Raw genomic sequence first — 26869 nt, forward strand, 5'->3', positions numbered from 1 at the left:
TAACCTACTGTTTAATTTTCAAAGTTCATTTTTCATGTTTGCCCTTTTCTTAAGGACAAGTAATACTATATCACCTTAAAAATAATCCGTCAACACATTTTTAACATTTTTTATTTTGTTTTTTATATATTAAGTTTCTTTAGTTCTTCTAAGTCAAGTGTTATCAACATATTAAGCATATCTTTTCTTTTAATTTTATCTTCATATTTTTTTATAATTTTTTTTCTAATATCACCTAATACGTTTAAATACTCCTCATAATCTTCACTATATATTTCTTCAAGCTCCTTCTTTATCTTAGATGACAGTGAAGGGCTTTTACCTCCAGTAGATACACTTATAAGTAAATCGCCTCTTTTTATATATGATGGAACAGTAAAATTTGATATTTCTAAATTATCAACAACATTTACTAATTTCTTTTTTGCTCTACAATACAATCCTATTTCCATATTTAGTTCTCTATTGTTTGTAGCAACAATTATAACAGAAGCACTTTCTATATACATTTTTTTATAATCATCTTTTATTATTTTTATATTCCCTTCTAAATCATAAAATTTATTTAAAATTTGTTTAGAAACTATAGTAACATTCTTATTAAAATTTAAAAAATTTTTACATTTCCTATATGCAACTTCTCCTCCGCCAATTATAACTACATCTAACTCATCTAATTTTAAATTAATAGGATATAGCATTTTCTACCTCCAAAGTTTATTTAATTAAATAAATAAAGTATAGAAATTGCAAATTAGTTTCTATTCTTATTCAATAAGTATCTAAATAAAAATACTATAGAGTATACAATTACAATTTCTATACTTTTAAGATTCTTTATGATTCTAGAATTTATTTTTTCAACAACTTAGCAATATCCTTAGCAAAATAAGTTATTATTATATCTGCTCCTGCTCTTTTTATAGATGTAATTGATTCTAGAATTACATCTTCATTTAATAAACCTTCTTTAACAGCACACTTAAGCATAGAGTATTCTCCACTTACATTATAAGCTGCTAGAGGTAAATCAAAATTATCTTTAACTCTTCTTATAATATCTAAATATGATAATGCAGGTTTAACCATAAGTATATCTGCACCTTCCAATATATCAAGTTCAGTTTCTATTATAGCTTCATTGCTATTTGCTGGGTCCATTTGATATGTTTTTCTATCTCCAAAAGATGGTGCTGAATGAGCAGCCTCTCTAAAAGGTCCATAGTAATTTGAAGCGTATTTAACACTGTAAGCCATTATTCCTACATTTTCTAATCCATTTTCATCTAAAGCTTCTCTTATTGCTTGTATTCTTCCATCCATCATATCAGATGGAGCAACCATATCAGCTCCTGCTTTAGCATGACTTACAGATATTTTAGCCAAATACTCCAATGATTTATCATTGTCAACATAACCAGTATCAGTTAGAATTCCACAATGCCCATGACTTGTATATTGGCACATACAAACATCTGTTATTACATTTATATTTGGATTTATTTCTTTTACCTTTCTAATTGCCTTTTGAACTATTCCATTATCATTAAAAGCTTGTGAAGCACACTCATCTTTTTCATCTGGAACACCAAATAACATTATATGTTCAATTCCCAACTCACTTATTTCTTTTATTTCTTCTTCTAACATATCTATAGATAAATGATAGACATCTGGTAAAGATTTAATTTCTTCTTTTATATTTTCTCCCTCTACTACAAATAGTGGATATATTAAATCTTCTATATTCACTTTAGTTTCTCTTACTAAATTTCTGATTGCTTTACTTGCTCTTAGTCTTCTTGGTCTTCTTAACATATTCAAGCCTCCAAAATTAATTTTTTATAATTAAATCTACTAACGAACCTATAGTAGATGTAGCAGATTCTTTGTACAATTTTATTCCTAAACTATTTATTGTCTCTGTAGTTATAGGCCCTATAGATAATGTTTTTATTTTGTCTAATATTTTAATATTTTCTTTTCCTATAATTTCAACGAGATTATTTACTGTTGAGGAACTAGTAAATGTTATATAATCTATATCATTAGAATTTAAAATATCTAATATCTCATCTTTTTTATCCTCATCTATTACTGTTCTATATATATGTACTTCTGTTACTTTACAAATAGTCTTAAGCTTGTCAACCAGATAATCTCTAGCATTTTCTGCTCTAGGAATAAGTATACTATCATTATCATTTAAAATAAGCATTAACTCTTCATACAGTGATTCTGCTACAAATTTTTTTGGTACTATATCTGCTAGAATTCCTCTTTTTTTCAATTCATTTGATGTAGCAGAGCCTATAGCACATATCTTTAAATTAGATAATATCCTTAAATCAAAATTCATTTCATATATCTTTTCAAAAAAGATTTCTACAGCATTTTTACTAGTTAATACTAGATAATTATACTTATTTATATTTTTTATTTCGTTTTCTAACTTAATATTATTTTGTATTTTTTCTATCTTAATAGTAGGTATTTCTATTGGATTTCCACCTAAATCCATTATTTTTTCTACCAATGCACTATTTTGATTTCTAGACCTAGTTACAGCAATACTTTTTCCAAATAAAGGTTTATTTTCAAAAAAATTCAACTTTTCTCTAAGTCCTACAACGCTTCCAACTACTATAAGAGTTGGAGGTTTTACTTTTTCTTTAATAGCAGCTTCATAAACATTCTCAAGTGTGGATGTAACAACCCTTTGATTATATCTAGTTGCCCAACTTATAAGAGCAACAGGTGTATCCTTGTCTTTTCCCTCTTTCATTAGGTTTTCACTTATTTTCTTTAGATTTGAGATTCCCATCAAAAATACAAGTGTACCTTTATTATTTGCAAGAGCATTCCAGTTTAATTCTCCACTATCATCACCCTTCAAATGACCTGTTATTACATGAAATGATGAAGCATGGTCTCTATGTGTTATAGGTATACCAGCATAACATAAACCTCCTATAGCAGAAGTTATACCTGGAACTACTTCAAATTCTATACCTTCATCTACTAAAGTCTCTGCTTCTTCTCCTCCTCTACCAAACACATAAGGGTCTCCACCCTTAAGACGAGTTACAAGTTTTCCTTCTTTAGCTTTTTCTGCTATGATTCTATTTATATCTTCTTGTGGCAAAATATGATTACTTGACGCCTTTCCTACATATATAAGTTCACAATCAGACTTAGCTTCTCTTAAATAGCTACTATTTGCTAATCTATCATACACTATTACATCCGACTTTCTTATACACTCTAAACCTTTTAAAGTCATGAGTTTATAATCACCTGGTCCTGCCCCTACTAAGTAAACCTTACCCTTCATAATTCTCATACTCCTTCAACACAAGTTTAGCTAACTTTAAACCTAACTCTCTAGGAGAAGAAATATCTCCATCTATGGACTTGATTACTACTTTATTTCCTTCTGAATCTCCATATAAGCCAGTAAGATGTATTTTATCTTGGATTATTTCACAATAAGCTGCCATTGGAATATGACAACTTCCATTTACACCATCCAAAAATCCTCTTTCAGCCAATATTTGAATTTCTGTATTCTCATCTTTTAGTGAATTCACTATTTCCTCTATCTTACTATCGTTACTTCTAATCTCAATAGCTAAGGCTCCTTGGGCAGGTGCTGGAATAACAACATCAACAGGTAAATAAGAACTTATTTTGTCTTGTAAATTAGCTCTTATTATTCCTGACGCTGCCAACACAATCCCATGCATATTTTCATCTTTTATTTTTCGTATCCTAGTTTCCACATTACCTCTAACTTGCACTATATTTAAGTCAGGTCTTTGTTTCAATAATTGAAATTTTCTTCTTTTACTTCCTGTTCCTATTACTGCTCCATGAGGTAAATCATCTAAATTTTTATATCCTTCTCTAAGTATTAAAACATCTCTTGGGTCTTCTCTCTTAGGTGTATGAGCAAATTTTAGTCCATCTGCTAAATAAGAAGGCATATCCTTCATACTATGTACTGCTATATCTATTTTTCTGTCTAATAATTGTTGCTCTATTTCTTTGACAAACAATCCTTTATCGCCTATTTTATCCAGCGAAACATTTTGAATTAAATCTCCTTTTGTCTTTATAACTTTAATTTCAAAACTAATCTCTGGATACTTCTTTTTTAATTCATTTATTACCCATTCAGTTTGTATAAGTGCTAGATTACTACCCCTAGTTCCAACCACTATATTCATATTAAGTCTCCTTTAAATATTGCTTTCACCTATTTTATTATCTTTATTTACTAGTATAGTAGAAAAATAAGATATCTTCTCTTCAAGGTGCGCTTCTTTTAAATCTGTAAACACATTTTCGCTTTCTTGGGAAGAATTACTTACTAAAATAGCATGTTCTATTAAATCATACTTTTCTAATTTTTTTATTATTTCTTTGAAATTTTTATATACCTTCATCAATACTATTGAATTATAATTTTGCAAAGCATACTCTATCTTATCATCTTCCATAGTACAAGGAATTACTACTAATGCTTCTTTATCCATGACTAATGGAAAATTCTGATTAGATGCTATATTAGAAAATGATGAAATTCCTGGTATAGTTTCGACTTCTATCTCTCCTAATATTCTTTTCATTATATACACATATGTACTATAAATCATAGGGTCTCCTAATGTCACAAACCCTACATTTTTACCATCATTAACATCTGAGATAATCTCTTGTGCTACATTATCCCAAGCTAAGCTCTTTTCATTCCCATCAAAACTCATTGGGAAATGTCTAGACTTTATCTCAACTGATTCAGGTAAATATTCACTAACTATTGATAAAGCTAGACTATCTCCACCTTTTTTTGATTCTGGAGTGTATAGAATATCCAGTTTCTTTAAAGTGCTAACCGCCTTTATTGTAAGTAAAGAACCATCTCCTGGCCCTGCTCCTATACCATAAAACTTAGCATTTTCTGCACATTTAAGAGCATGACGAACAAATTTATCTTGTATATAAGAATTTTCTCCTAGTCCTTTTAAATGAATTCTTACATTAAATTCATTTTCTTCTAGTATTGTTTTCCAAGAATCTTCTTCATCTCCTGCCATATCATTTATAGCATGGTCTCCTGCAACTAACATAAATGGCATCAAATTTACAGTTTTTATATTTCCTTCTTTCAGTCGTCTTATTACATGTTCTATTTCTGGATACCCTTCAACTGTGCCAACATAAGCATTTACTCCATTATCTCTAAGCATGTATTCTAATGCTGGATATGCTGAATGTGATTCATGAAGTGTTCCATGTCCCATAAATACTACTGCTTCATCACTTTCCATATGAGGAATTTGATGCTTAATTGCCTCTACAGCTTCCTGATAATCTTCAATATGTGTAAGTAAAGGTCTTCCTAATACAATCTTTTTAAATTTAGAAGAATAGCCATCTACTTGTTCCTTTAATTTGTTAAATTCTTCTCCACATATAATATGAAGTGTTTGAATTATTACTTCATCATATCCTTGCTCATATATTTTATCTAAAGCTTGTATAGGATTATCTATGTCTATTCCATCTCTTTTTTTTATTTTGTTTATTATCATATTGGATGTATAAGCTCTAAAAAAATCATAATTTTTTAATGAATTTTTTATTTTATCTTCACATATATCTATTGTCTTTTCTCTTGTTTCATGATAACTTGTACCAAAACTCACTACTAATAAAGCTTTCTTCATATATTCTCCTCCTAAAAATTACACAAGTATGTCTTTAATTTTATTTATGTCATTAATTACGTTTTCGTAGTTAATCAATTCTCTTTTTATAATTATTACAGGTATATTGAAAGTTTTACATGCATTTACTTTCTCTAAAAAACCACCAGCTATTCCACTTTCTTTTGTTATAACTAAGTCTATGTTGTAATGTTTATATACTTCTTCGTTTATACACTGACTAAACGGGCCTTTCATAGCTATTATATTATCTGCACTTAAACCTAATTTTTCACAACTTAATATGACTTCACTAGTTGGAAGAACTCTAACAACTAAATTTTTATCATTTATTTCTTCTACAAATTTATTTAGATTTTTACTTCCTGTTCCTATGAATATATTTTTTCCTATTTTATTTGCTATTTTACAGGCTTCTTCGATTGTATCTACTATAAATTTATTGTCATAATCTATTTCTTCAATTAGAGATTTCCTCTCAAACCTTATATAATCTATATTTGATAACTTTGCACAAGTAATAGCATTTTGGGATACCTCAACTGCATAAGGATGAGTGGCATCTATTATTTTCACTATATTATTATCTCCTATAAATTTTAGCATATCTTCTTTTCCAAGCTTCCCTAAAATTACATTTTCTGCATGTCGTTGTGCAAGTTCCTTTCCATAATCTGTAGTCACTGAAAGTATATATGGTTGATTTTTCAGTTCATTTATCTTATCACATATAGATAGACTATCTGAAGTTCCTCCTAAAATCAAAATCATACCGTATAACCTCTTGGAGTTATTATCAACTCACCATCAATATAAGTAGATTTATTTCCGATTATAACCATCGTGGTCATATCGACTTTTTCAAAGTCCATATTTTCAAAAGTACATACAAATTTTTCTTCTTTTTCTCTACCTACATCTTTTACCACTCCAACAGGTGTATCTCCACTTTTAAACTCACCCATTATTTTAAATGCTTTGCTTAGATGCTCACTTCTTCCCTTACTTCTTGGATTATATAAACAAATTACAAAATCAGCTTCAGCAGCTAATCTCAACCTTTTTTCAATTACCTCCCATGGAGTCATTAAATCGCTTAAACTTATGTGACAGAAATCGTGCATAATAGGAGCTCCAAGTATGGCCGCTGCACCAATGCTTGCAGTAACACCTGGAATCACTTTTACTTTTATATCTTCATCTTCTTTAGATATTAATTCTAGAATAAGTCCTGCCATTCCATATATTCCAGCATCACCACTACTTACAATTGCTACTTTTTTTCCTTTCTTTGCTTCCTCTACTGCTTGTTTACATCTATCAACTTCTTGCCTCATACCATTTTGGATTATTTCTTTATCCTGTATAAATTCTTCTATTAAATTTATATAGGTCTTATACCCAACAATAGCCTCAGAATCTTCTATTGCTTTTATTGCCTCTAAAGTCATTGTATCTTTACTTCCTGGCCCAATTCCTACAACGTATATCATATTTTTATTCTCCCTACTGAAAAAGTTATTCCTTTGTATTTATGTTTTTCAACTATTAAATTACCTTTGCTCAAAATATATGCTACAGGTTCTGCTACTGAATACACCCCTACATTTTTTTTAACAAAATCAGACTTATCAAATAGATTATCAACCTTGGATATTTCATCTATCGAAAATGTCTTAAATGGTACTTTTAGTATTCTTGATAAATCAATTATGGCTTTTTCATCTTTTTTCAGCTCTATGCTTCCAACTGTGTTTATTGCTCTAATATCTATATTTTGTTTATTAAGAAATTCTACAAGTGAATTATACATTAACTTGCTATCGGTATTTCTTCTACAACCAATTCCTATCACTATATCTTTTGGAATTACCTTTACTATTTTTTCGTTACTACAGTCATGTTCAAATTTATTATCCATGTTTAAATTTCCAATATCTCTAATACAATTTATTTTATGGCTTACTATAACTACCTTTTCTATGTAATTATTTGAAAAACTATCTTTTAATTCGTTACTATTTTCTATAAACTTAAATCCTCTAGTATCAACTTGATATCCCTCATCAACATACAAACCAACACATTTATTGTTCACTAGCATAGAATTCACTTCTTTTACATTTTCTCTGAAGTTATCAATGTATGCATCTAGATTTTTTGCTATCATGTCTAAAGAAGCTTTTTGGTTTACATCAGTAGCTGTTGTTATTACTGGATTAGCATCAATAAGACTACTTATATAATGTGTTAAACTGTTTGCTCCTCCAATATGCCCACTCAATAAACTTATTACGTTTTTGCCTTTTTCATCCATCACTAAAATTGCAGGGTCACTAAACTTACTCACTATATATGGTGCTATACTTCGTACAACTATACCTGTAGCCATTATAAATACTATATAATCAAATTTATTAAATACTTCTCCTACAAAATCACTTAGCTTCTTTTGAACTATATGTACACATATTTCTTCATCATATAAATCACTTTTTTTATTTTTTATTTGATATACAACACAGTTATTTAATAGAGATTTTATCTTTATAGCTAGATTTTTCCCATTTTCTGTAATACAGATTATGGCAATATTACCCTCTATACTCATGTTTAAAATCCTTGTCATATAACTTTGAGTTATTATATTCTTCTCCTAAAAATCTTCCAACCATTATTAAAGCAGTCTTATTTATGTTGTTTTCTTTAACTTTTACAGCTATATCACTTAAAGTTCCTTTAACTATTTTTTCATCTGCCCAAGTTGCTTTGTATATAACTGCTATAGGAGTATCTTTTGGATATCCACCTTCCAGTAATCTAGACACAACTTTCTCAATTTCTTGAACAGATAAAAATATTACCATAGATGTTTGGTGCTTAGCATATGATTGTATTGATTCTTTCTCTGGAACCGGAGTTCTGCCTTCCATTCTTGTTATAATTACACTTTGAGAAATTTCTGGAACTGTATATTCAACTCCTAAAGATGAAGCTGCTCCTAAAAACGAACTTACTCCTGGTGTGCAGTCATAATCTATATTCAATTTGTTTAAATCTTCCACTTGTTCCCTAATTGAACCATATATAGAAAAATCACCTGTTTGTAATCTCACAACAGATTTATTATTTTCTATACCCTCTCTCATAACATCTATTATCTCTTGTAAATCCATATGTGCGCTATTATGTATTTGGCAACCTTCTTTACAGTATTCTAAAAGTTCAGGATTAACAAGTGAGCCTGCATATATTACCACATCTGCATTGCTCAATAATTTGTATCCCTTTAATGTTATTAGCTCTTTATCTCCAGGTCCTGCTCCTACAAAATGTACTTTATTCATCATCATTTTCCCCTTTTTCACAAGATATTATATATATAGGATTTAGTGGTTTAAAGTATTCACCTTTTCCTAGTTTCTCTAGTTTAGAAACATTCAAAACACATACATCTATTTCTTTAAATCCATGTTTTTTAAGCAGTTTTAAAGTTTGATTAAATGTGTCTATTATTATAAAATTGGCTACAAGTCTTCCTCCTGTAACCAGATTTTTTTTAGACCATTCTATTATCTCTTCCAGATTATTTCCTGTTCCCCCAAGAAAAATAGACTCAACTTTGGTATTTAATCCTACATTAATTGGAGCATACCCTTTTATTACTTCTATATTTTTTAAGTTAAACTTTTTTATGTTTTTATCTATAAGTTCTATAGCATCATCATTTTTCTCTATGGATATAACATTTAAATTAGGATAATTGTATGCAGCTTCAATACTTACACTTCCTGTACCAGCCCCTATGTCTATGAAATTTTTAGCATTTACTAAATTTAACTTACTTATTGATATTGCTCTAACTTCTTCTTTGGTAATTGGAACTTTACCTGTTATAAATTCACTATTCTTCATCTAAAATCACCACAACATTCATCTCGAAATTGTCCATTCTTATTATCTCTTCTGGTTTTGCTATTGTTATTTTTTCATTGTCATATGATAAATTTTCTCCTACAACAATAATTTTATTTAGATTTCTATCTATTATTTCCTTGCTTATTTGTTTTGGTCCTATCTTAGAATCTGTAACCATACATACTTTTTTATGTGATAATATGTAATCAAAATCTGGTACTTTACCATGACTACTTGTAATATATACATCATTCATATCAACATATATTTTTGAGAATATATATTGTAAAGAACTAATTCCAGAAACCATATTTAGCATCTTATTGTCAATATTTTTAGATAGATATCTACCTATCCCATATATTAGTGGGTCACCAGACGCTATTATTGATATTTGCTTTTCTTTATTGTTATTTATATACTCTAGAATTTCTCTCAAATTAGAATCTAGGACTATTTTTTCTCCTTCAAAGTTTTTTATAGATTCTAGATTCCTCTTACCACCAATTAATACATCAGAAGTGGAAATTAAATTTTCACCTTTTTTTGTTATATAGTCTAAGTTTCCAGGTCCTAGACCTATTATGTTTATCATATAAAGACCTCCACTAAATCATCTGTATTATCCGATTTACCTAATAAAGACTTATCCATTGAAAACATGATTACTTCCACATCAATATCATCTGAATCTTCATTTAAGTATTGCTTTACTCTCTCTCTACATTTATTACTCAATATATTATATACTTGTCTATATTCACTATTATTTATTAACTCTACAGCTTCTTCAGCAGTTAGGCATTGATTTATTTTATTTAAAAATTCATATGTAGCTCCCATTAAGGCTAAGTTTGCTACTAATATCTCGCTTCTAGCATCTGCTACTTTACTATGGGTATTGAAAATACCAGCAGATACTTTTATGAATTTACCTATATGACCTGCCATTAAGATTTTCTTATATCCTATTCTTTGAGCTTCTTTAATCATATAACCTACAAAGTTGCTTGTCCTAACTACATACTTAATGTCCAAGTTTAGTTTTTCTCTTATAAACTGTTCTCCATGATTTCCTGGAACCAGTATTATTTTATCTAAACCCTGTTCTTTTTTCATTTGAAGTTCTATAGACAAAGATTTTTTCCATCCCTCATCACTCATAGGTTCAACAATTCCAGTTGTGCCTATTATAGATATTCCTCCAACTATACCTAATCTTGGATTAAAGGTTTTTTTTGCTATGGTTTCTCCTTGTGGAGCAAAGATTGTTATTTTTAAAACTTTATTATTTCCAAGTATAGATTCAAAATTATCCCCTATGAGCTTTCTTATTTCATGATTTATCATCTTAAGCGGAGTCGGATTTATAGCAGTCTTACCAACATCTACACTGAGCCCTTTTTTCGTAACCACACCAATACCAATTCCACCATAAACCCTAATAAACTTATAGAGTTCACTTTGACACTCACTATTGGTACTTAAACTATCTATATCATTTAGAGTAAGATACTCTTTGTTCTTATCATTTTTAGATACAATTTCAGCTCTTGCATAAATATCCATGGTATGAGTTGCATCTATATCATCTCCACCATCTTTTTTTATGGAACATTCGACAAAGGTATCAGAAATATTTACATTATCAACTTTTAGTGATAATGGTATCCCTTTAGGAGTATCTATATTTATAGTATCAATTTTATTTTTTGTAATAAGCATATATACAGCAGCCTTAGATGCACCTGTAGCACATGAACCTGTAGTATATCCTCTTCTATATTTTTTACCATCTATATATACATATTCTTCCATATAGGTACCTACATAGTATATAATATAGCATTTACTATTGCTGCTGCTAAATTACTGCCACCTTTTCTACCTTTAGATATTATATATGGTATATCTGTTTTTTCAACTTCATCTTTTGATTCTTGCGCTCCTACAAAACCTACAGGAACTCCTATAACTGCATCTAAATCTAATCTACCTTCTGATTTCATCTCCATAACTTTATATAAAGCCGTTGGTGCATTACCTAAAACGAATATTTTTCTTCCTTCTTCTTTAGCTGCAATTTCTACTGCTGCCATAGAACGAGTAATCTCTTTTTCTTTAGCTAATTTTGCAGTTTCATCATCTGCCACTAAACATTTATACTTACATCCTAATGATTCTAACTTTCTTTTATTTATACCACTAAGAGCCATATTTGTATCAGTATAAATACTTGCATTATTTTTTAATGCATCTATTATACTATCAACTGCTTCTTCTGATATTTTTAATATATCTAAGTAATCAAAATCCGCAGTAGTATGTATAGCTCTCTTTATTATTTTTTCTTCGATATTATTCTTAAATTTATAATCTGGTCTAATTTCGTCTATTATTTCTTGTATCAATTCAAAACTTTTTTCTTCTATTTTCATAGGATTCTTTATGTATTCCATTCTATTTCCCCCTTAATTCCTCCATTGATTATGTTTAGTGTATAAATTTTATTATATACAGAGTTTATGTTAGACTCATATAAAGCATCTATCACCTTTTTATCATCTATAAACTTATCAATTAAAATACCTACTACCGTTCCACTGTGAGCAATGTTTACTCCATATGCTCCATATTTTTTCGATATTTTTATTATTTCACTTAAGTACTCTTTTTTTTCTATATTCTCATTCGCTAAACTACTCAATGTACAAGCCTCTCCAACTAAAGATAAATTATCATTTTTTAATCCTTCTTCTAAAAGAGCAAATGACTTTTTTATAATTTCTTTATTTTCTATTTTTAACTTATTGTAGTCTTGCCTCAACCTAATTTTCATAGTATCCAGTACCTTATTTGGTTCAAGTATTACAACTTTTGCATTGGTTAAATTTCCTAGGTATTTTATAACAGTTCCATTTAGAGGATTAAATATACTGTTTTTATCTATAAATATAGAATCTGTTGGTTCTATTTCAGTTGCTAATTTAGAAATCTCTTCACTACTTAACTCTTTATTTATCAATGATAATGTTGCCTTTATGGTAGCTCCTATATCAGCAGTTGAACTTGCCATACCTTTTCCAACAGGTATTTTACTATTTATATTTAAAGAAATATTCTTAGTATCTTTTTTAGGCAAATTAAATTTTTCAAATACTTTTTCAATTGCTAATCTTGACTTATATCTACCCAAATTTATGTCTCTTAATTTTTCTTCAATGTAGACCTTAGAATACATATCTATTGCATATGAACATAAATATTCTTCATTATCAATTATCCCTTGTACAAATTCTCCACAAGATGCTGGGCATACTCCATAAGATTTCATTTTAATCACCCAATAAATTTTTCATATTTTCTATAAGAATTTTATTATCTTCATGAGATTTTATAGCCACTCTTATAAAGCTATCATCTAATCCTATAAAGTTAGATGCATCTCTAACTAATATGTTTCCTTGCTTAAACAAAGCTTTTTTTAATTCTTTAGCTGTTTTTTTATATATTTTTATCAAAATAAAATTAGCATCTGTATCATAGGCCTTTATATTTCTTATGTTTCTCAACTCTTGTAACATAGAGTTTCTTTCTTTTATGTAATACTCTTTACTATTTTTAATATACTCTTTATCTTTAAAAATAAAATTGGATAGTATGTCTGCAAAAGAATTTATAGTCCACGGTTCTTTGTATTCATAAATTTTGTCCATAATGTTGGTGTTACTTGTAAGACCATATCCTAACCTTAAACCAGGCATACCAAAAAACTTAGTCACAGCTTTAATTATAAATACATTTTCATTTAATTCTATGTCCTTAACCAAACTATATTCACTTTCATCTTCAACAAATTCCATGAAAGTTTCATCAATTATTAACACCTTATTATGTTGACCTAATAAATCAACAAGTTCCTTTAAATCTTGGACATTGCCACTAGGATTATTAGGATTACATATAAATAAGCTATCAAATTTTTCAATGTTTTTTTTAATTATATCTATATCAAGTTGAAAATTATTATCTAAATCTAAATCTATAATATCTAGATTATTTAACTCAGCACTTCTTCTATACTCTGAAAAGGTCGGATTTATTATAGCTAATCTTTTTTTAATACTCTTCATAAGCAAATAAATCACTTCTGTTGCACCATTTCCAGGTATTATAAAGTTTGGATTTATATCTATATATTTTGATATATTTTCTCTCAAGTTTGTATAATTTATATCTGGATAATTCCTGCACTCTTCTAATCCTCTTAAAATGTATCTTTCTAAATTTGGTAATACATTTGGATTTATATTTGAACTAAAATCAATTATTTCTTTTGGGTCTTTCCCATATAATCTTGCCATTTCATCTACATTGGCACCATGCCCTAAATCCTTCATCTATGTCCCCCTTAAGTTAGCAAACAATAATTTATATAATTAGGTTAATTAAAATCATCCTACATAACACATATACTAGTGTAAATACCAACATAGATACAAATGAAGATGCATACATAATTTTATTAGTTTTAATTATATCCTCTTTATCTATATCCCTAAGCTTATCCCCTATTGTTGGCTTATACACTTTTTCCCCAAAATAAACATTGGTACCTCCTAATTGTATTCCTAGAGCACCAGATACAGCCCCTTCTGAAAAAGCACAATTTGGACTTTTATGATTCTTTCTATCTCTAATAGAAATCCTAAAACAATTCCTATAGTCATAACTTAAAAAGAAACTTCCAATCGTCATAAGAATAACAGATATTCTAGCTGGTATATAATTGGCTATATCATCAATCTTAGCAGAAGCAAAACCAATATCTTTATATTTTTTATTTTTATATCCAACTGTTGAATCCAATGTATTTATAGCTTTATATGCCATAGCAAGTGGTGCTCCTCCAATAAAGGCATAAAACATAGGCGCAATTATACCATCTACAGTATTTTCCGCAACAGTTTCTACAGTTGCTCTTATTATCTCAGACTCACTTAAACTGGTGGTATCTCTCCCTACTATATAAGATAGCTGAATTCTAGACTTTTCTATATCTTCACTTTTTAATACATTATAGATTTTCAATGCTTCATCTTTTAAACATTTTGTGGCTAGTGTTGTATAAATTATAAAACTATTTATTACAATACTCAATAATATATTAAAACTAAATAACTTCACTATAGCATAAGTTATTAAATATGTTATTCCAACAGTTATAAACCATAATATAAATCCACCAAATTTTAACTGCCTATCATTTTTAGATACCTTCCTTATTATACCTTGAGTAAAATTTATAAGTTTACCAATAAATCTCACTGGATGAGGAAAAGAATATGGGTCTCCTACAATTAAGTCTGTTACATATCCTATATAAATAGATAAAATATTCATTTACTCATTTCCTTTATTCAAAAAATTTTCTATACAGCTTAAGTTATTATAAAAATGAGTATGAAGATATGTAACTAGAGTGTTTCCTTTACTATAACCACCATCCCACTCTTCTACTATATTTCCATCCCTTTCTTTTTTCATTGAATATACACATTTTTCATCACTTTCAAATATTGAATGATGAAACTCATGTCCTTTAATAGATTCCCCTTTTTTAGATAAAAGAGTATTTTCCTTGGCTACACCAATACAGTACCCAAATCTCTTTAAGGAAGATGTCATCCTGCTAATTCCACTGAATATACCAACCATATTAAATTCTTCTTCTTCTTGATTCAATAGTTTCTCACCTAGATACATCAGCCCTCCACATTCTGCATAAATAGGTATGTTATTATTATGTGCTTCTAATATAGAAGTTCTCATTGATTCATTTGCTTCTAGCTCTTTTCCAAATATCTCTGGAAAACCTCCTCCAATATAAATATAATCTGAATTTGGTACTGATGTATCTTCAAGAGGACTAAAGTAGTTTATTTCTAACCCAAGTTCTTCTAATAGCTCTATATTTTCTCTATAATAAAAATTGAATGCTTTATCATATGCTATAGCTATTGATTTATTATTAATGTGTTCTTTTATTTTATTATTTTCTATCAAAGTTTGAAAATCAAAATCACTCTCAAATTCGTCACTTTCTGATATTTCAATTATTCTATCAATATCTATATAGTTTTCAATTTCATCTGCTAGAGTGTAAAATTTTTCTCTTAATGATTTCATTTCTACACTAGGAACTAATCCTAAATGTCTAGATTCTAAAGAAAATTTATTATTTGGAGGAAAGTACCCCAACACTTCAACATTACAATACTTTTCTATAGAACTCTTGATTATTTGATAATGGCTACTAGTCTTTACATTGTTTACTATGACACCTTTTATATTTACATCTTTATCTAGTTCCTTATATCCAAGTACCATAGCAGCACTAGACGCTGCCATAGATTTTCCATTTATAACTAATATAACAGGTGATTTTAGTACCTTTGAAGTATGTGAACTTGTACAATTATCTAAATCTATTCCAAATCCATCATATAACCCCATAACACCTTCTATTACTGAAATATCTGCGTCCTTTGAGGACTTATTTACTATATACTTTATTTTTTCATCATCTAGCATATAAGAATCTAAATTTCTGGAATGTCTTCCAGTTATAAAAGTGTGATATGAAGGGTCTATATAGTCTGGCCCTACTTTATATGGCTGTACTTTCATATTTCTCTTAACCAAAGCTTGCATTATTCCTAATGATATTGTTGTTTTACCTACTCCACTACTAGTACCCGCAATTAAAATTTTTTTCATAATACACCTCCTACCTAAATTATAAATAAAAGTTACCCTTATTTCATAATCTCATATATTTTTTCTATATCTAAATGTTCTCTTAAAAAATCAGCTAACTTATCATACTCTTTATCCTTAAATTCATTAAAAGAGTTTACTTTACTTTCTAATTCTTCTAAGCCTTTTTTCTTTCTTATATTGTTTAAAATTGCTCTTGTAAAACTTATTTCATCAAATATTCCATGAAGATAAGTCCCAATTACATTCCCTTCTTTATTTACACTTCCTTCAGTATAATTAACCTCTTTATCCAGTTTTTTGGTTATCAAATCTAAGCTTCTTACATCATTACCTCGATTTGTAATACCCATATGAATTTCATAACCTTTTACTTTCTTACCTTTGAGGTCATTCATATATTCACTACTACATTCAATAATGGTAGCCTCTACCTGTGTTGTAGTCTTTTCTTTCTCAAATATTGTTTCTGTATCTAAAAGACCCATTCCATTAACTTCTTCAATTTCACTTTCAACATGATAAGGGTCTTTTAATTTTTTACCTAACATTTGATATCCACCACATATACCAAATATCAATTTACCTTGACTATGTAAATTTTTAATTTGTGACTCAAGACCACTTTTTCTTATATATGTTAAATCGTCTATAGTACTTTTAGTTCCAGGTATTATTACCATGTCTGGATTTCCCAAAGATTCTCCATAGTCTACATATCTAATACTTACATCTTCCTGTGTTTCAAATATATTAAAATCTGTAAAATTTGACATATGTGGAGTTCTAATTATTTCTATGTGTATATCACTTTTATCCATTTTTTTCTTAAATCTAGTGGTTACGCTGTCTTCATCTTCTATTTTTATATCTGTATAAGGGACTACTCCTATGACAGGTACTTTTATGATGTCTTCTAACATCTTTACACCATCTTGTAAAAGTTCTTTTTTCCCTCTGAATTTATTGATTATTACACCTTTTACTCTTTTTTTCTCGTCTTCATTTAATAGAAGCATTGTCCCAGCTAATGATGCAAATACTCCACCTCTATCAATATCTCCAACTATTATTACAGGTGCATCAGCTATTTCTGCCATACCCATATTAGATATATCTCTATCTTTTAAATTTATTTCTGCATTACTTCCTGCACCTTCCATAACTACAATATCATATCTTGAATTCAAGCTGTTAAAGGTTTCCCTTAATACATCTACTAACTCCAATTTATAGTCATGATACTTAGAAGAAGGCATTTCTCCCACAACTTTACCTCTTACAATAACTTGACTTTTATTATTTCCAGAAGGCTTTAATAAAACTGGATTCATATCAGCTATTGGCTCTATTTTTGCAGCCTCCGCTTGAAATACTTGTGCTCTTCCCATTTCTAACCCTTCTTTAGTTATAAAAGAATTTAAAGCCATATTTTGTGACTTAAAAGGAGCAACAGTGTAACCATCTTGCTTAAATATTCTACATAATCCTGCTACTAATACACTTTTACCTACATTTGAAGCTGTTCCTTGTAGCATTATTTTTTTCCCCACTTTCCATCCCTCCTTGTTAAAATTTACTAAAAGACAAATTAAAAAAAGTCCTAATACTTCTAAAGATAGGACTTTTATATATATTAATTAAAAATCTTTCACCCCGAAGACCTCTTGTTTTAAATTAAATTAGGCAGGTATCCTGGCTTAACTTCATCCTACTTCTATAACCTTCCCATCAAATTGACAGTGGTATTTATAGTTTCGTTGGTTTCACAGTAGCGGGGGCTGCAAAGGCATCTAACCTTTTTCCCTTTTAACATCTAATTAAGAACCTAATTTTAATCTAATATTCTATTTTCATTGTTAATTTTACAGATATATTACAAGTACATATTGTAATATTTAGTTTTGATTAAATTATATAAAGTCTGTAAAATTCATTTTATCTATTACAGCAAATCCACTATCAACTTCTAAAACTGTAATAGATGCATTATCAATTTTAAAGTTCCAGTGATATTTATAACTACCAGAAATCAAGTGTGTTATTATATTTCTTATTGTTCCTGCATGAGAACATACAAGTATTGTTTTTGTATCTGAATTACTATCATTTTCTAAAATTATATTATCAATTTCTTTTGCCACTCTTTCATAAGAGTCTACCAAACTTTCTCCATTTGGATATCTATAGTTACTACCTTCTTCTATCATTTTTTCAAACTCACTTGGATATTTGATTTTAATATCTTCAAAAGTTATTCCTTCAAAGTCTCCAAAACTAATTTCTCTTAGAGCTTCTTTTTCTTCTATTTCTAATAATTTCAATTTTGATATTTTTTTTATTGTATCTTTAGTACGTGTAGATGGTGTTGTATAAATCTTGTCTATTTTTTCATGACTTAAATATCTAGTAATTTTATTTATTTGCAGTTCACCCTCTTCACTAATACAACTATTTATATGACCTGACAATTTTCCTTTTTTATTATCATCTGTCAGTGCATGTCTTATTAATATTAATCTTATCATATTATCACCACTTTTTAGTTTAAAAAAACATAAAAATTAACAAATATATGTAAATCAAATATACAAGCTCTGAAAGTTCTATTCCACAGCCTAATATATCTCCTGTTACTCCATCAATTTTTGCATAAATATGCTTTTTAAATAATATTATAAATATAAAAACTACTATAACTGAACCTAATACCTTAATCAACACTATATTAGGTAATAAGAATATAAATTTAGTAATAAGACCAACTATTAATAATGTGTATATTATAGCTGTTATTAACATACTTGTAGTCAATTTTCCTATAAATAAATTTCCCATTCCTTTTTCTCTTGGAGTCACAGTTTTATATGTCAATAACATTACTCCTAGCCTTGCAATCATTGGCATAAAAATTATAACCCATAATGAATTATTACTTATTATATTGTATATAAATCCAATTTTTAATAAAAGTACAAACATAATTGCTAAAAGTGAATTTGTACCCAATCTTGAATCTTTCATTATTTCAAGCATTTTTTCTTTATCTCTATAACTGTATATTGCATCAAATGTATCTCCTAATCCATCTATATGAAGTCCTCCTGTAATTAAGACACCAGCTAGAGTTATTATTATAGAAGCTATAAATGGTTCAAATAAAAGCATAGAAATCCATCCTACTAAATAGGTTAATATACCTATGACAAAACCTACAAGTGGAAAATATACTATTGATTTATAAAATTCATCATCAAATCCTACATTTAATTTTATAGGTATCCTTGTCAAAAACTGTAGTATTAAAATAAATCTTTTCATAGTCACATACTACTCCTTTATTTTCATGGGTATTCCACTAACTACAAAATAAACTTCATTACTTTTTGATGCTATATATTGATTTATACGACCTACAATGTCAGCATATATCCTACTAAGTTTATTCCCAGGAACAATTCCCATACCTAATTCATTCGTCACAAATACAAAGTATAGATTTGTTTTTTCTATTTCTTCAATAAGTTTACTAATTTGTTCTTTTATGTACTCTTCTAATTTATTTATTTCTTCTTGAGTAGAGTCTTCTATATTTGGATTGTGTTTAAACATTAGATTATTTACTAATAATGTTACACAATCCAGTATAACAGTTTCATGTTCTTTGTATATCTCTTCAATTATGGAATATATATCTTCATACATTTCATATGTATTCCAGTTTCTAGGTCTATTCTCTTGATGCTTTTTTACTCTATCTTTCATTTCATCATCAAATGGAATAGAAGTAGCTATATAGGCTGTATTATTATGCTTGTCCAAACATAGTTTTTCTGCAAAGTTACTCTTTCCTGACCTAGCTCCTCCTGTTACTAGAATAATTTTACTCATCAAAACACTCCTACATATTAAATTTTTATATTTATCTTCCCATGTCAATTTCATCAAAAGTTGCCATATTCTTGTAAGTATAATTTGAAGCTTCTATTATATTAAACGCTAAAGCAGCTCCACTTCCCTCACCTAACCTCATATCCATATTTAATAGAGGGTCTAACTTCAATATATCTAATGCTCTTTTAGTTCCTGATTCTGCTGACAAATGAGATGCTATCATATATTCTCTAGTTTTTGGATTTATCTTATATGCAATTAATGCTGCTGCATAAGAAATAAATCCATCAATTACTACTGGAATTCTATTAGCACTACATCCTAATATAACACCTGCCATTGAACCTATTTCAAATCCACCTACTTTAGATAAAATATCTACTCCATCAGTTGGATTTGGATTATTAATTTCAATAGCTTTTCTAATTACTTCAGCCTTATGTTTTAGTCTCTCTTTCTTAAGACCTGCACCTATACCAGTAACCTCTAAAGGGTCACGCCCTGAAATTACAGATATTATTGCTGTACTTGGAGTAGTATTTGCTATACCCATCTCTCCAATACCAATAACCTTATAATCTTTTTCTATACACTGTTCTGCTATTTCAATACCTATCTCTAAACATCTAATAGCTTCTTGTTTACTCATAGCTGGACCTTTTGCCATATTTGATGTCCCTTTTCTTATCTTGTAATCTAACACTCCATCTAGTTTTTCATCACAGTTTATTCCTACATCTACAGCTACAACATCTGCCCCTACAAATTTACTTATTACTCCAACTCCACACAGACCTTTCGAAAAATTTGGGAATTGTAGTTTTGTTATATTTTGAGGGTCAGGTGCTACTCCTTCTTCATATACACCATGGTCTCCAGCAAAAGCTATTATAACTTTTTTACTTGTATCAAAAGTTTCATTACCAAATATTCCTGCTAATTGCATGCAAATATCTTCTATCTTTCCTAAGCTTCCAGTTGGATGTATGAGCCTGTCCAATCTCTGCTTTGTTTTTTCAATAGAAGAATTATCTAGAGAATATATGTTTTTTGATATACTTTCTAATAAACTCATTTTTTATCCTCCCAACATTGTTTTATTTTTTTAAATTATCTTTTTAGATAAAAAACACTCTTATTTTCTAAAAATTTCAACTTTTTATTTTTATTTTTACATACATACAAAAATTATTCTACATTTTACCTTAATTTCCTTTATTTTCTATTATCAATTTGCATACAATCAGATGTTTTTTGTAAAAATAGATTTAAAAGGACTTTAAGGAGATGATATTGTGGATGATTTTTCTAAATTAAAAAATTTATATGAAGATGGATATAGATGTATTTATCATGACTGTGTCGATAATAATTATACTATCTATCTTAAGAATTTTTATACGGAAGGTTCAGAAACTATCGAATTAAGTAGTGAATCAGATTTCTCACAATTCAAAGATTATATAGATGGACTTAGAATGTCTTAATCATTATGAAACCCATTAAAATAGGGAGTTTAACAACTCCCTATTTTGAAGTCACAATTTTTTTTATAAGCTTTAAAAGTTCGTCTCTATTTATTTCTCTTTGTTTTTTTCTGTCCTTATACTCTTGAAAGTTAACAACTTTTGTATTTGGTTTTTCCATAAACTCACTTCCCATTTAACATTATTAACTTATCTTAATATATTTTATTCTATACAATTTCTCTATTTCCTTCTATTTATAATACAAAATTTCTTAAATAATCCCAAATTTTCAAAACAAAATTTTCAAAATATACTAAAATCTACCTTTCAAATATAATATCAAATAAAATTTAATAATCTCCATACTTTATAGTATAATATACTAATAAAATATAATAAAGGAGATTTTAAATGAATATATTACAAAATGAAAATTTAATTATCGAATCAAGCATCTGTGGTGCTGAACTCACTAAAATATTTTCTAAAAAATATGATAGAAATATTCTTTGGGATGGTAATAAAAAATATTGGGGCAGACAATCACCAATATTATTTCCTATAGTAGGTAAACTTTTTGATAATGAAACAATAATAGAAGAAAATTTATATAGTATGACTCAGCATGGATTTGCTAGAGATATGGACTTTGAGATTGTAAATAAAGGAGATACATTCATATCTTATAAATTAACAGATAATGAATCTACTTTAAAAAAATATCCATATTCTTTTGAACTAATCATAAACTATACATTAAATGATAACAGTATTGATGTAGAATGGATTGTGAAAAATACTGACTCTAAAGATATATTCTTTTCTATAGGAGGACATCCTGCATTCAATCTTCCTTTTTATGAACAAAATGACTTTTCTAAATATTATCTTGAATTTAAAAGAAGAAATGATGTAGAAAAAATTAATTTAAATGGTTCTTTTACTGATGATATAACATTTATTGGAGATTTAAAAAGCTTACAATTAAATCCAGAATTGTTCAAAAATGATGCTTTGATATACACTAACATAGATGAAGTATCTATATGTAATAATGATGGCAGTAAATATGTAACCCTCTCTATGAAAGATTTCCCTCTAGTTGGTATTTGGACTCCTTATTATAGTGAAACTAATTCTACTGCTCCATTTCTATGTATAGAACCTTGGTACGGTCTTGCTGATAGTATACATTCTAATAAAATTTATACAGATAAGAAGTTCATTAATAAACTGAGTAAAGGAAAAGTTTTTACTGCTTCTTACAGTATAAATCTACACTAAATAAAAATAAGTTACTATGTTACCAAAGCGATAAAATATTTTAATATAAGTTACTATAAGAATATGAAGTAGTACTATATCAATATTCCTTAATCAAAAAATATTACTGGAATACAAAATTCCAGTAATATTTGGTAACTAAATAATATGTTTTTATATAAACCTATAAATGTCTTATTTTTTATAATTTAACAATACATACTTATATATGTTTTTTTAATTCTATTTAGAGCCTCATTTAATGTTTCTTTAGGACACCCCACATTGATACGGATAAATCCCTCTCCATCTTTTACAAAATAACTTCCAACTACCATAGTTAAATTTGCATGTCTAAAAAATGATTTAGATTCTTCTTCATTTTCAAATACTTCTCTCACATCTACCCAAGCTAGAAAAGAAGAGTCAGACTTCATAACCCTTGCTTTTGGTATATGAGTTTCAAAGAAGTCATAAACTATTTCAAAATTCTTTTCTACATAATTAGTCATCTCATCTAGCCATCTTTCACTTTCATTGTATGCTGCAACAATTGCTGGTATTGCAAATACATTTGGAGAAGTTATTGAATTACTTTTTAGTCTTTCTAATAAAGTCTCTCTAATTTTTAAATCTCTTATTAATACATACGACGTTTTTAATCCACCTAAGTTGAATCCTTTGTTAGGAGATACGCAGATTATGCTATTCTTATAAATTTCTGGATGAGCATTCCATAAAGACACAAATCTATAACCTTTAAATACTACATCCCTATGAATTTCATCACTTACCAAAAGTACATTATACTTCAAACATAATTCTGACACTTGATACAATTCTTCCTTTGTCCATATACGACCTGATGGATTTTGTGGACTACAGAATATAAATAATTTTATATTTTTGTGTTTCATTTTATTTTCCATGTCTTCTAAGTCTAAATGATATCTATTATTATTTAACTTTAATGAACTACAACATAACTTTCTATTATTATTTACTACAGCTTCTGCAAAAGGGTCATAGGCAGGTGTATTTATCAATACACCATCTCCCTCTTTAGTATATGCTTGGACTATATAATGAAGCGTTGAAACAGTACCAAAGGTTAACTTTATCCATTCTTTTTCTACATATACATCAAATCTTCTTTTATTCCAGTTTATAATAGCATCATAGAAGTCATCTCCTATAAAAGTATAACTATAATCTCCTACTGATGCTCTTTTTAAAATCGCTTCTTTTATAGCAGGGGCACATTCAAAATCAATATCAGCTAAATCCATAGGAATTGCATCTTCATTTAAGCCGAACTTTTCTTTAATTACATGGTTGCTCCATTTCCTACAATTCCCTTCTTTACGATTTAACACTTTGTCAAAATTATATTTCATAATTTTACTCTCCTAATATTATAAAATCTTTAGATGTTTTATTAAGTGGGACACCTTTTCCATCTATTATAACAACATCATCTTCTACTCTAACTCCCCCTATATTAGGAATATAGATACCTGGCTCACAAGACATTACCATTCCCTCTGTTAATATATCTTCACTATTTGGATTTAGAGTTGGAACTTCACCATCTCCAAGACCTATACCATGTCCCAATCCATGATTAAAATATTCACCAAATCCATGTTTATCTATAATTTTTCTGGCTACTTTGTCAACATCACTGGCCTTAACTCCTTCTTTTATTGATTCTATTGCAGATAATTGTGCCTCTAATACTACATCATATATCTCTTGAATAATTTCAGGAGGTTTACCTATAGATATTGTACGAGTCATATCTGATTGATAGCCTTGATAAACAACACCAAAATCTATCGTTATAGCTTCATTTGCTTTTAATCTTTTATTTGTAGGTCTTCCGTGTGGCATTGCTCCTCTTTCTCCTGATACTACTATTGTTTCAAAAGACATTCCACTTGCACCTTTTTTCAATGCATGATACTGAATTAGAGCTGATACTTCTAGTTCAGTCATATCTTTTTTAATCTCAGAAATAACCTTACTAAATACTTCATCTGTAATCTCACAAGCTTTTTTAATAAGCTCAATTTCTTCTTTAGATTTTATAGCCCTTAACTTCCATAATTCATTGGTCATTAAATCTATTTCAAAACCTGCATTTTTTAGCAAAATATACTCTTGTATACTCATAGCTTGATTTTCTATCGCTAACTTTTCTACATGCAATTCCCTTAATAACTCAATTATATCTGTTATATAAGAACCTTGAGATACAACTCTTTTTATGAAGCCAGTCGTTTTTTTATCTGCTTCATCAGTATATCTGCCATCTAGAATCTGATAATTTTTATCTCTAGTAACAAGCACATACACGCCACTACCTGATAGTGCTCCTATATATCTTTTAGTATTTTTTGCTTTAATCAAAAGAGCGTCAACACCTCTTTTATGTATTAAATCTACTAGTCTATCTATTGTATTATTCATAGTAAAATATTAGAAATCCAGTCCTAAATCGTCTAATAAGTCTTCTTCTTCTTTAGAGAATATATTCTTACTTTCTTCTTTTTGTTTTTTATTATTTTGTTGACGTTCCATTATTTTAAAGAATGGCCAATATAATAAAACTGCTAATACTAATTGCAATGCATTTGCTAATATGGAATGCCAATCCCCATTAGTTAAAAACCCTTCTAAGAATACACCTACATATGGAGGGTCAAATACTGGTTTTGCTAACCATCCCCAGTGCATAAAAAACATTGGTAATGTACCTATTATAGCTCCACCAAATACATGTGGTATAAACATTATTGGATTTAATATTATTGGTGCACCAAATAATATTGGTTCATTTATCCCAAATAATGCAGGGAATAGCGATACACGTCCAATTTTCTTATAAGAGGAATTCTTAGATAACATACATGCAATTACACAACCTATACTAATTCCACAACCTGTAAATCCAAAGAATGCACTTGAAGCTCCTGCTGTAAAGAAATGAGGTATTGTTTCCCCAGCTTGCATAGCTGCTATATTTTCAGCTATAAATGTAATCATTATAGGTCTAGTTATAGGGCTAAACACTGATGAATGTATTCCAAAAAAGAATATAGTACATATAGCAAAATTAAGTGCAAGAACTGACCATGGATTATCCATACTTCCTACTAATGGAGATAAAAATTGAGTAAGTATCTGTGGAGGTAATTCTCCAAACACTTTTAATGAAACAAAACGAGCAACTATAAAAGTACCACAAACTATTATAGTTGTTGGTATTAATTCAAAAGACCTAGATACAAAATCAGGTACATTTTCTGGCATTTTTATTGTAATATTTTTCTTACTACAGAAATTATATAACTCCACAGAACCAAGTCCTGCTATCATCCCTGTAAATAACCCCTTAGCTCCTAAGTTTCCTATTTCTAATGCTCCATCTGGTGTAAATGATGCTACTAGGAATAGAAAGGAAAAAGTTGATAGTGTAACACAACCTGGTATATATAATTTATAATAATTACCTAGATTAAAAGCAATACACATACAGGCATATAACCCTATCAGTCCGATGGAAAGACTTACTGGTAAGTCTAATATTGCTGCGTTATTCAATATGAATTTGCTTATTGAATTATTTTCTCCAAGCATGTTTGGAAGTGCTGGAAGTATTGCAAATATACTTCCTAATATTGTAAATGGTGTCATAGCAACCATACCAGCCTTTATAGAACCAAGGTGACGTTGATTGTCAACCTTGTGAGCTAAAGGCATAAATACTCTATTCATAAATGCTTCAAATTTTGAAAACATATTTAATCC

General features: G+C 28.6%; 27 protein-coding genes and 1 riboswitch. Of the genes, 2 read left to right on the forward strand and 25 right to left on the reverse strand.

All coding sequences use genetic code 11. From position 1 onward, the window contains the following. Positions 1–122 precede the first annotated feature (122 nt). The 22 genes from KGF39_RS11345 to cobT form a co-directional block, all read right to left on the reverse strand. Entirely contained in the window at positions 123–701 is a 579-nt protein-coding gene (locus tag KGF39_RS11345; RefSeq protein ID WP_227822389.1) for a bifunctional precorrin-2 dehydrogenase/sirohydrochlorin ferrochelatase, read from the reverse strand. A gap of 151 nt (positions 702–852) precedes the next feature. After that, a complete protein-coding gene (gene hemB, locus KGF39_RS11350; protein WP_054275279.1) occupies positions 853–1818 on the reverse strand; it encodes a porphobilinogen synthase in 966 nt (321 codons plus the stop codon). Positions 1819–1834: 16 nt separating this feature from the next. Further along, positions 1835–3334 (reverse strand): uroporphyrinogen-III C-methyltransferase, encoded by a 1500-nt coding sequence (gene cobA / locus KGF39_RS11355; RefSeq protein WP_227822390.1) that lies wholly within the window; start codon positions 3332–3334, stop codon positions 1835–1837. Next, positions 3324–4229: a hydroxymethylbilane synthase gene (hemC, locus tag KGF39_RS11360; protein ID WP_054275281.1), complete on the reverse strand. Its 906-nt coding sequence runs from the start codon at positions 4227–4229 to the stop codon at positions 3324–3326. Before hemC ends, cobA begins: the two co-directional genes overlap by 11 nt. 12 nt (positions 4230–4241) lie before the next feature. Next, positions 4242–5732 carry a cobalt-factor II C(20)-methyltransferase gene (locus KGF39_RS11365; protein WP_107596123.1) on the reverse strand — a complete coding sequence of 497 codons (1491 nt, stop codon included), beginning with the start codon at positions 5730–5732 and terminating at the stop codon, positions 4242–4244. A gap of 18 nt (positions 5733–5750) precedes the next feature. Beyond that, a complete protein-coding gene (gene cobK, locus KGF39_RS11370) occupies positions 5751–6503 on the reverse strand; it encodes a precorrin-6A reductase (RefSeq protein WP_227822391.1) in 753 nt (250 codons plus the stop codon). Then, a complete protein-coding gene (gene cobJ / locus KGF39_RS11375; protein WP_227822392.1) occupies positions 6500–7225 on the reverse strand; it encodes a precorrin-3B C(17)-methyltransferase in 726 nt (241 codons plus the stop codon). Before cobJ ends, cobK begins: the two co-directional genes overlap by 4 nt. Further along, the gene (cbiG, locus tag KGF39_RS11380) at positions 7222–8343 is read right to left on the reverse strand and encodes a cobalt-precorrin 5A hydrolase (RefSeq protein ID WP_227822393.1); all 1122 of its coding nucleotides are present in this window, start codon (positions 8341–8343) and stop codon (positions 7222–7224) included. The genes cobJ and cbiG overlap by 4 nt, the downstream gene beginning before the upstream one ends. Next, the gene (locus KGF39_RS11385; protein ID WP_107596127.1) at positions 8327–9079 is read right to left on the reverse strand and encodes a cobalt-precorrin-4 methyltransferase; all 753 of its coding nucleotides are present in this window, start codon (positions 9077–9079) and stop codon (positions 8327–8329) included. Before KGF39_RS11385 ends, cbiG begins: the two co-directional genes overlap by 17 nt. Next, positions 9072–9647: a decarboxylating cobalt-precorrin-6B (C(15))-methyltransferase gene (locus KGF39_RS11390; RefSeq protein ID WP_227822394.1), complete on the reverse strand. Its 576-nt coding sequence runs from the start codon at positions 9645–9647 to the stop codon at positions 9072–9074. The genes KGF39_RS11385 and KGF39_RS11390 overlap by 8 nt, the downstream gene beginning before the upstream one ends. Beyond that, the gene (locus KGF39_RS11395; protein WP_227822395.1) at positions 9637–10245 is read right to left on the reverse strand and encodes a cobalt-precorrin-7 (C(5))-methyltransferase; all 609 of its coding nucleotides are present in this window, start codon (positions 10243–10245) and stop codon (positions 9637–9639) included. Before KGF39_RS11395 ends, KGF39_RS11390 begins: the two co-directional genes overlap by 11 nt. After that, positions 10242–11468, reverse strand: coding sequence for a cobalt-precorrin-5B (C(1))-methyltransferase CbiD (cbiD, locus tag KGF39_RS11400; RefSeq protein ID WP_227822396.1), 1227 nt, complete (start codon positions 11466–11468; stop codon positions 10242–10244). Before cbiD ends, KGF39_RS11395 begins: the two co-directional genes overlap by 4 nt. 8 nt (positions 11469–11476) lie before the next feature. After that, a complete protein-coding gene (locus KGF39_RS11405; protein ID WP_227822397.1) occupies positions 11477–12109 on the reverse strand; it encodes a cobalt-precorrin-8 methylmutase in 633 nt (210 codons plus the stop codon). Continuing rightward, a complete protein-coding gene (locus tag KGF39_RS11410; protein ID WP_227822398.1) occupies positions 12097–12984 on the reverse strand; it encodes a cobalamin biosynthesis protein in 888 nt (295 codons plus the stop codon). The genes KGF39_RS11405 and KGF39_RS11410 overlap by 13 nt, the downstream gene beginning before the upstream one ends. A 1-nt stretch (position 12985) precedes the next feature. After that, positions 12986–14050 (reverse strand): threonine-phosphate decarboxylase, encoded by a 1065-nt coding sequence (locus KGF39_RS11415; protein WP_227822399.1) that lies wholly within the window; start codon positions 14048–14050, stop codon positions 12986–12988. 31 nt (positions 14051–14081) lie between these two features. Continuing rightward, on the reverse strand, positions 14082–15053 hold the full coding sequence (cbiB, locus tag KGF39_RS11420) for an adenosylcobinamide-phosphate synthase CbiB (RefSeq protein ID WP_227822400.1): 972 nt from the start codon (positions 15051–15053) through the stop codon (positions 14082–14084). After that, positions 15054–16430, reverse strand: coding sequence for a cobyrinate a,c-diamide synthase (locus tag KGF39_RS11425; RefSeq protein WP_227822401.1), 1377 nt, complete (start codon positions 16428–16430; stop codon positions 15054–15056). 38 nt (positions 16431–16468) lie between these two features. After that, entirely contained in the window at positions 16469–17983 is a 1515-nt protein-coding gene (locus KGF39_RS11430) for a cobyric acid synthase (RefSeq protein ID WP_308463835.1), read from the reverse strand. Between the two features lie 114 nt (positions 17984–18097). Beyond that, positions 18098–18277: riboswitch (cobalamin riboswitch) on the reverse strand. Between the two features lie 66 nt (positions 18278–18343). Continuing rightward, on the reverse strand, positions 18344–18958 hold the full coding sequence (locus KGF39_RS11435; RefSeq protein ID WP_054275294.1) for a histidine phosphatase family protein: 615 nt from the start codon (positions 18956–18958) through the stop codon (positions 18344–18346). A gap of 19 nt (positions 18959–18977) precedes the next feature. Then, a complete protein-coding gene (cobS, locus tag KGF39_RS11440) occupies positions 18978–19751 on the reverse strand; it encodes an adenosylcobinamide-GDP ribazoletransferase (protein WP_227822402.1) in 774 nt (257 codons plus the stop codon). A 9-nt stretch (positions 19752–19760) separates the two neighbouring features. Further along, a complete protein-coding gene (gene cobU, locus KGF39_RS11445) occupies positions 19761–20321 on the reverse strand; it encodes a bifunctional adenosylcobinamide kinase/adenosylcobinamide-phosphate guanylyltransferase (RefSeq protein WP_227822403.1) in 561 nt (186 codons plus the stop codon). A gap of 31 nt (positions 20322–20352) precedes the next feature. After that, positions 20353–21399 carry a nicotinate-nucleotide--dimethylbenzimidazole phosphoribosyltransferase gene (cobT, locus tag KGF39_RS11450; RefSeq protein WP_227822404.1) on the reverse strand — a complete coding sequence of 349 codons (1047 nt, stop codon included), beginning with the start codon at positions 21397–21399 and terminating at the stop codon, positions 20353–20355. A gap of 220 nt (positions 21400–21619) precedes the next feature. Here cobT and KGF39_RS11455 point away from each other — a divergent pair, with 220 nt between their 5' ends. Both KGF39_RS11455 and KGF39_RS11460 read left to right on the forward strand, forming a co-directional pair. Then, on the forward strand, positions 21620–21811 hold the full coding sequence (locus KGF39_RS11455; protein ID WP_003425777.1) for a hypothetical protein: 192 nt from the start codon (positions 21620–21622) through the stop codon (positions 21809–21811). Positions 21812–22204: 393 nt separating this feature from the next. Next, the gene (locus KGF39_RS11460; protein WP_227822405.1) at positions 22205–23077 is read left to right on the forward strand and encodes an aldose 1-epimerase family protein; all 873 of its coding nucleotides are present in this window, start codon (positions 22205–22207) and stop codon (positions 23075–23077) included. Between the two features lie 188 nt (positions 23078–23265). Here KGF39_RS11460 and KGF39_RS11465 read toward each other — a convergent pair whose 3' ends face one another. Genes KGF39_RS11465 through KGF39_RS11475 form a run of 3 tightly spaced genes read right to left on the reverse strand, consistent with a single transcriptional unit; the run spans position 23266 to position 26860 of the window. Next, entirely contained in the window at positions 23266–24453 is a 1188-nt protein-coding gene (locus tag KGF39_RS11465) for a MalY/PatB family protein (protein ID WP_227822406.1), read from the reverse strand. 4 nt (positions 24454–24457) lie between these two features. Beyond that, the gene (locus tag KGF39_RS11470) at positions 24458–25528 is read right to left on the reverse strand and encodes an aminopeptidase P family protein (RefSeq protein WP_227822407.1); all 1071 of its coding nucleotides are present in this window, start codon (positions 25526–25528) and stop codon (positions 24458–24460) included. A 9-nt stretch (positions 25529–25537) separates the two neighbouring features. Beyond that, on the reverse strand, positions 25538–26860 hold the full coding sequence (locus KGF39_RS11475; protein WP_054275302.1) for a PTS sugar transporter subunit IIC: 1323 nt from the start codon (positions 26858–26860) through the stop codon (positions 25538–25540). Positions 26861–26869 lie beyond the last annotated feature (9 nt).

Source organism: Clostridioides sp. ZZV14-6345, assembly GCF_020657775.1.
Lineage (GTDB): Bacteria > Bacillota > Clostridia > Peptostreptococcales > Peptostreptococcaceae > Clostridioides > Clostridioides difficile_D.

Excerpts from the sequence above, each read along its gene's own strand:
- KGF39_RS11345 (WP_227822389.1), bottom strand. The coding sequence starts at position 701 with ATGCTATATCCTATTAATTTAAAATTAGATGAGTTAGATGTAGTTATA.
- hemB (WP_054275279.1), bottom strand. The coding sequence starts at position 1,818 with ATGTTAAGAAGACCAAGAAGACTAAGAGCAAGTAAAGCAATCAGAAAT.
- cobA (WP_227822390.1), bottom strand. The coding sequence starts at position 3,334 with ATGAAGGGTAAGGTTTACTTAGTAGGGGCAGGACCAGGTGATTATAAA.
- hemC (WP_054275281.1), bottom strand. The coding sequence starts at position 4,229 with ATGAATATAGTGGTTGGAACTAGGGGTAGTAATCTAGCACTTATACAA.
- KGF39_RS11365 (WP_107596123.1), bottom strand. The coding sequence starts at position 5,732 with ATGAAGAAAGCTTTATTAGTAGTGAGTTTTGGTACAAGTTATCATGAA.
- cobK (WP_227822391.1), bottom strand. The coding sequence starts at position 6,503 with ATGATTTTGATTTTAGGAGGAACTTCAGATAGTCTATCTATATGTGAT.
- cobJ (WP_227822392.1), bottom strand. The coding sequence starts at position 7,225 with ATGATATACGTTGTAGGAATTGGGCCAGGAAGTAAAGATACAATGACT.
- cbiG (WP_227822393.1), bottom strand. The coding sequence starts at position 8,343 with ATGAGTATAGAGGGTAATATTGCCATAATCTGTATTACAGAAAATGGG.
- KGF39_RS11385 (WP_107596127.1), bottom strand. The coding sequence starts at position 9,079 with ATGAATAAAGTACATTTTGTAGGAGCAGGACCTGGAGATAAAGAGCTA.
- KGF39_RS11390 (WP_227822394.1), bottom strand. The coding sequence starts at position 9,647 with ATGAAGAATAGTGAATTTATAACAGGTAAAGTTCCAATTACCAAAGAA.
- KGF39_RS11395 (WP_227822395.1), bottom strand. The coding sequence starts at position 10,245 with ATGATAAACATAATAGGTCTAGGACCTGGAAACTTAGACTATATAACA.
- cbiD (WP_227822396.1), bottom strand. The coding sequence starts at position 11,468 with ATGGAAGAATATGTATATATAGATGGTAAAAAATATAGAAGAGGATAT.
- KGF39_RS11405 (WP_227822397.1), bottom strand. The coding sequence starts at position 12,109 with ATGGAATACATAAAGAATCCTATGAAAATAGAAGAAAAAAGTTTTGAA.
- KGF39_RS11410 (WP_227822398.1), bottom strand. The coding sequence starts at position 12,984 with ATGAAATCTTATGGAGTATGCCCAGCATCTTGTGGAGAATTTGTACAA.
- KGF39_RS11415 (WP_227822399.1), bottom strand. The coding sequence starts at position 14,050 with ATGAAGGATTTAGGGCATGGTGCCAATGTAGATGAAATGGCAAGATTA.
- cbiB (WP_227822400.1), bottom strand. The coding sequence starts at position 15,053 with ATGAATATTTTATCTATTTATATAGGATATGTAACAGACTTAATTGTA.
- KGF39_RS11425 (WP_227822401.1), bottom strand. The coding sequence starts at position 16,430 with ATGAAAAAAATTTTAATTGCGGGTACTAGTAGTGGAGTAGGTAAAACA.
- KGF39_RS11435 (WP_054275294.1), bottom strand. The coding sequence starts at position 18,958 with ATGATAAGATTAATATTAATAAGACATGCACTGACAGATGATAATAAA.
- cobS (WP_227822402.1), bottom strand. The coding sequence starts at position 19,751 with ATGAAAAGATTTATTTTAATACTACAGTTTTTGACAAGGATACCTATA.
- cobU (WP_227822403.1), bottom strand. The coding sequence starts at position 20,321 with ATGAGTAAAATTATTCTAGTAACAGGAGGAGCTAGGTCAGGAAAGAGT.
- cobT (WP_227822404.1), bottom strand. The coding sequence starts at position 21,399 with ATGAGTTTATTAGAAAGTATATCAAAAAACATATATTCTCTAGATAAT.
- KGF39_RS11460 (WP_227822405.1), top strand. The coding sequence starts at position 22,205 with ATGAATATATTACAAAATGAAAATTTAATTATCGAATCAAGCATCTGT.
- KGF39_RS11465 (WP_227822406.1), bottom strand. The coding sequence starts at position 24,453 with ATGAAATATAATTTTGACAAAGTGTTAAATCGTAAAGAAGGGAATTGT.
- KGF39_RS11470 (WP_227822407.1), bottom strand. The coding sequence starts at position 25,528 with ATGAATAATACAATAGATAGACTAGTAGATTTAATACATAAAAGAGGT.
- KGF39_RS11475 (WP_054275302.1), bottom strand. The coding sequence starts at position 26,860 with ATGTTTTCAAAATTTGAAGCATTTATGAATAGAGTATTTATGCCTTTA.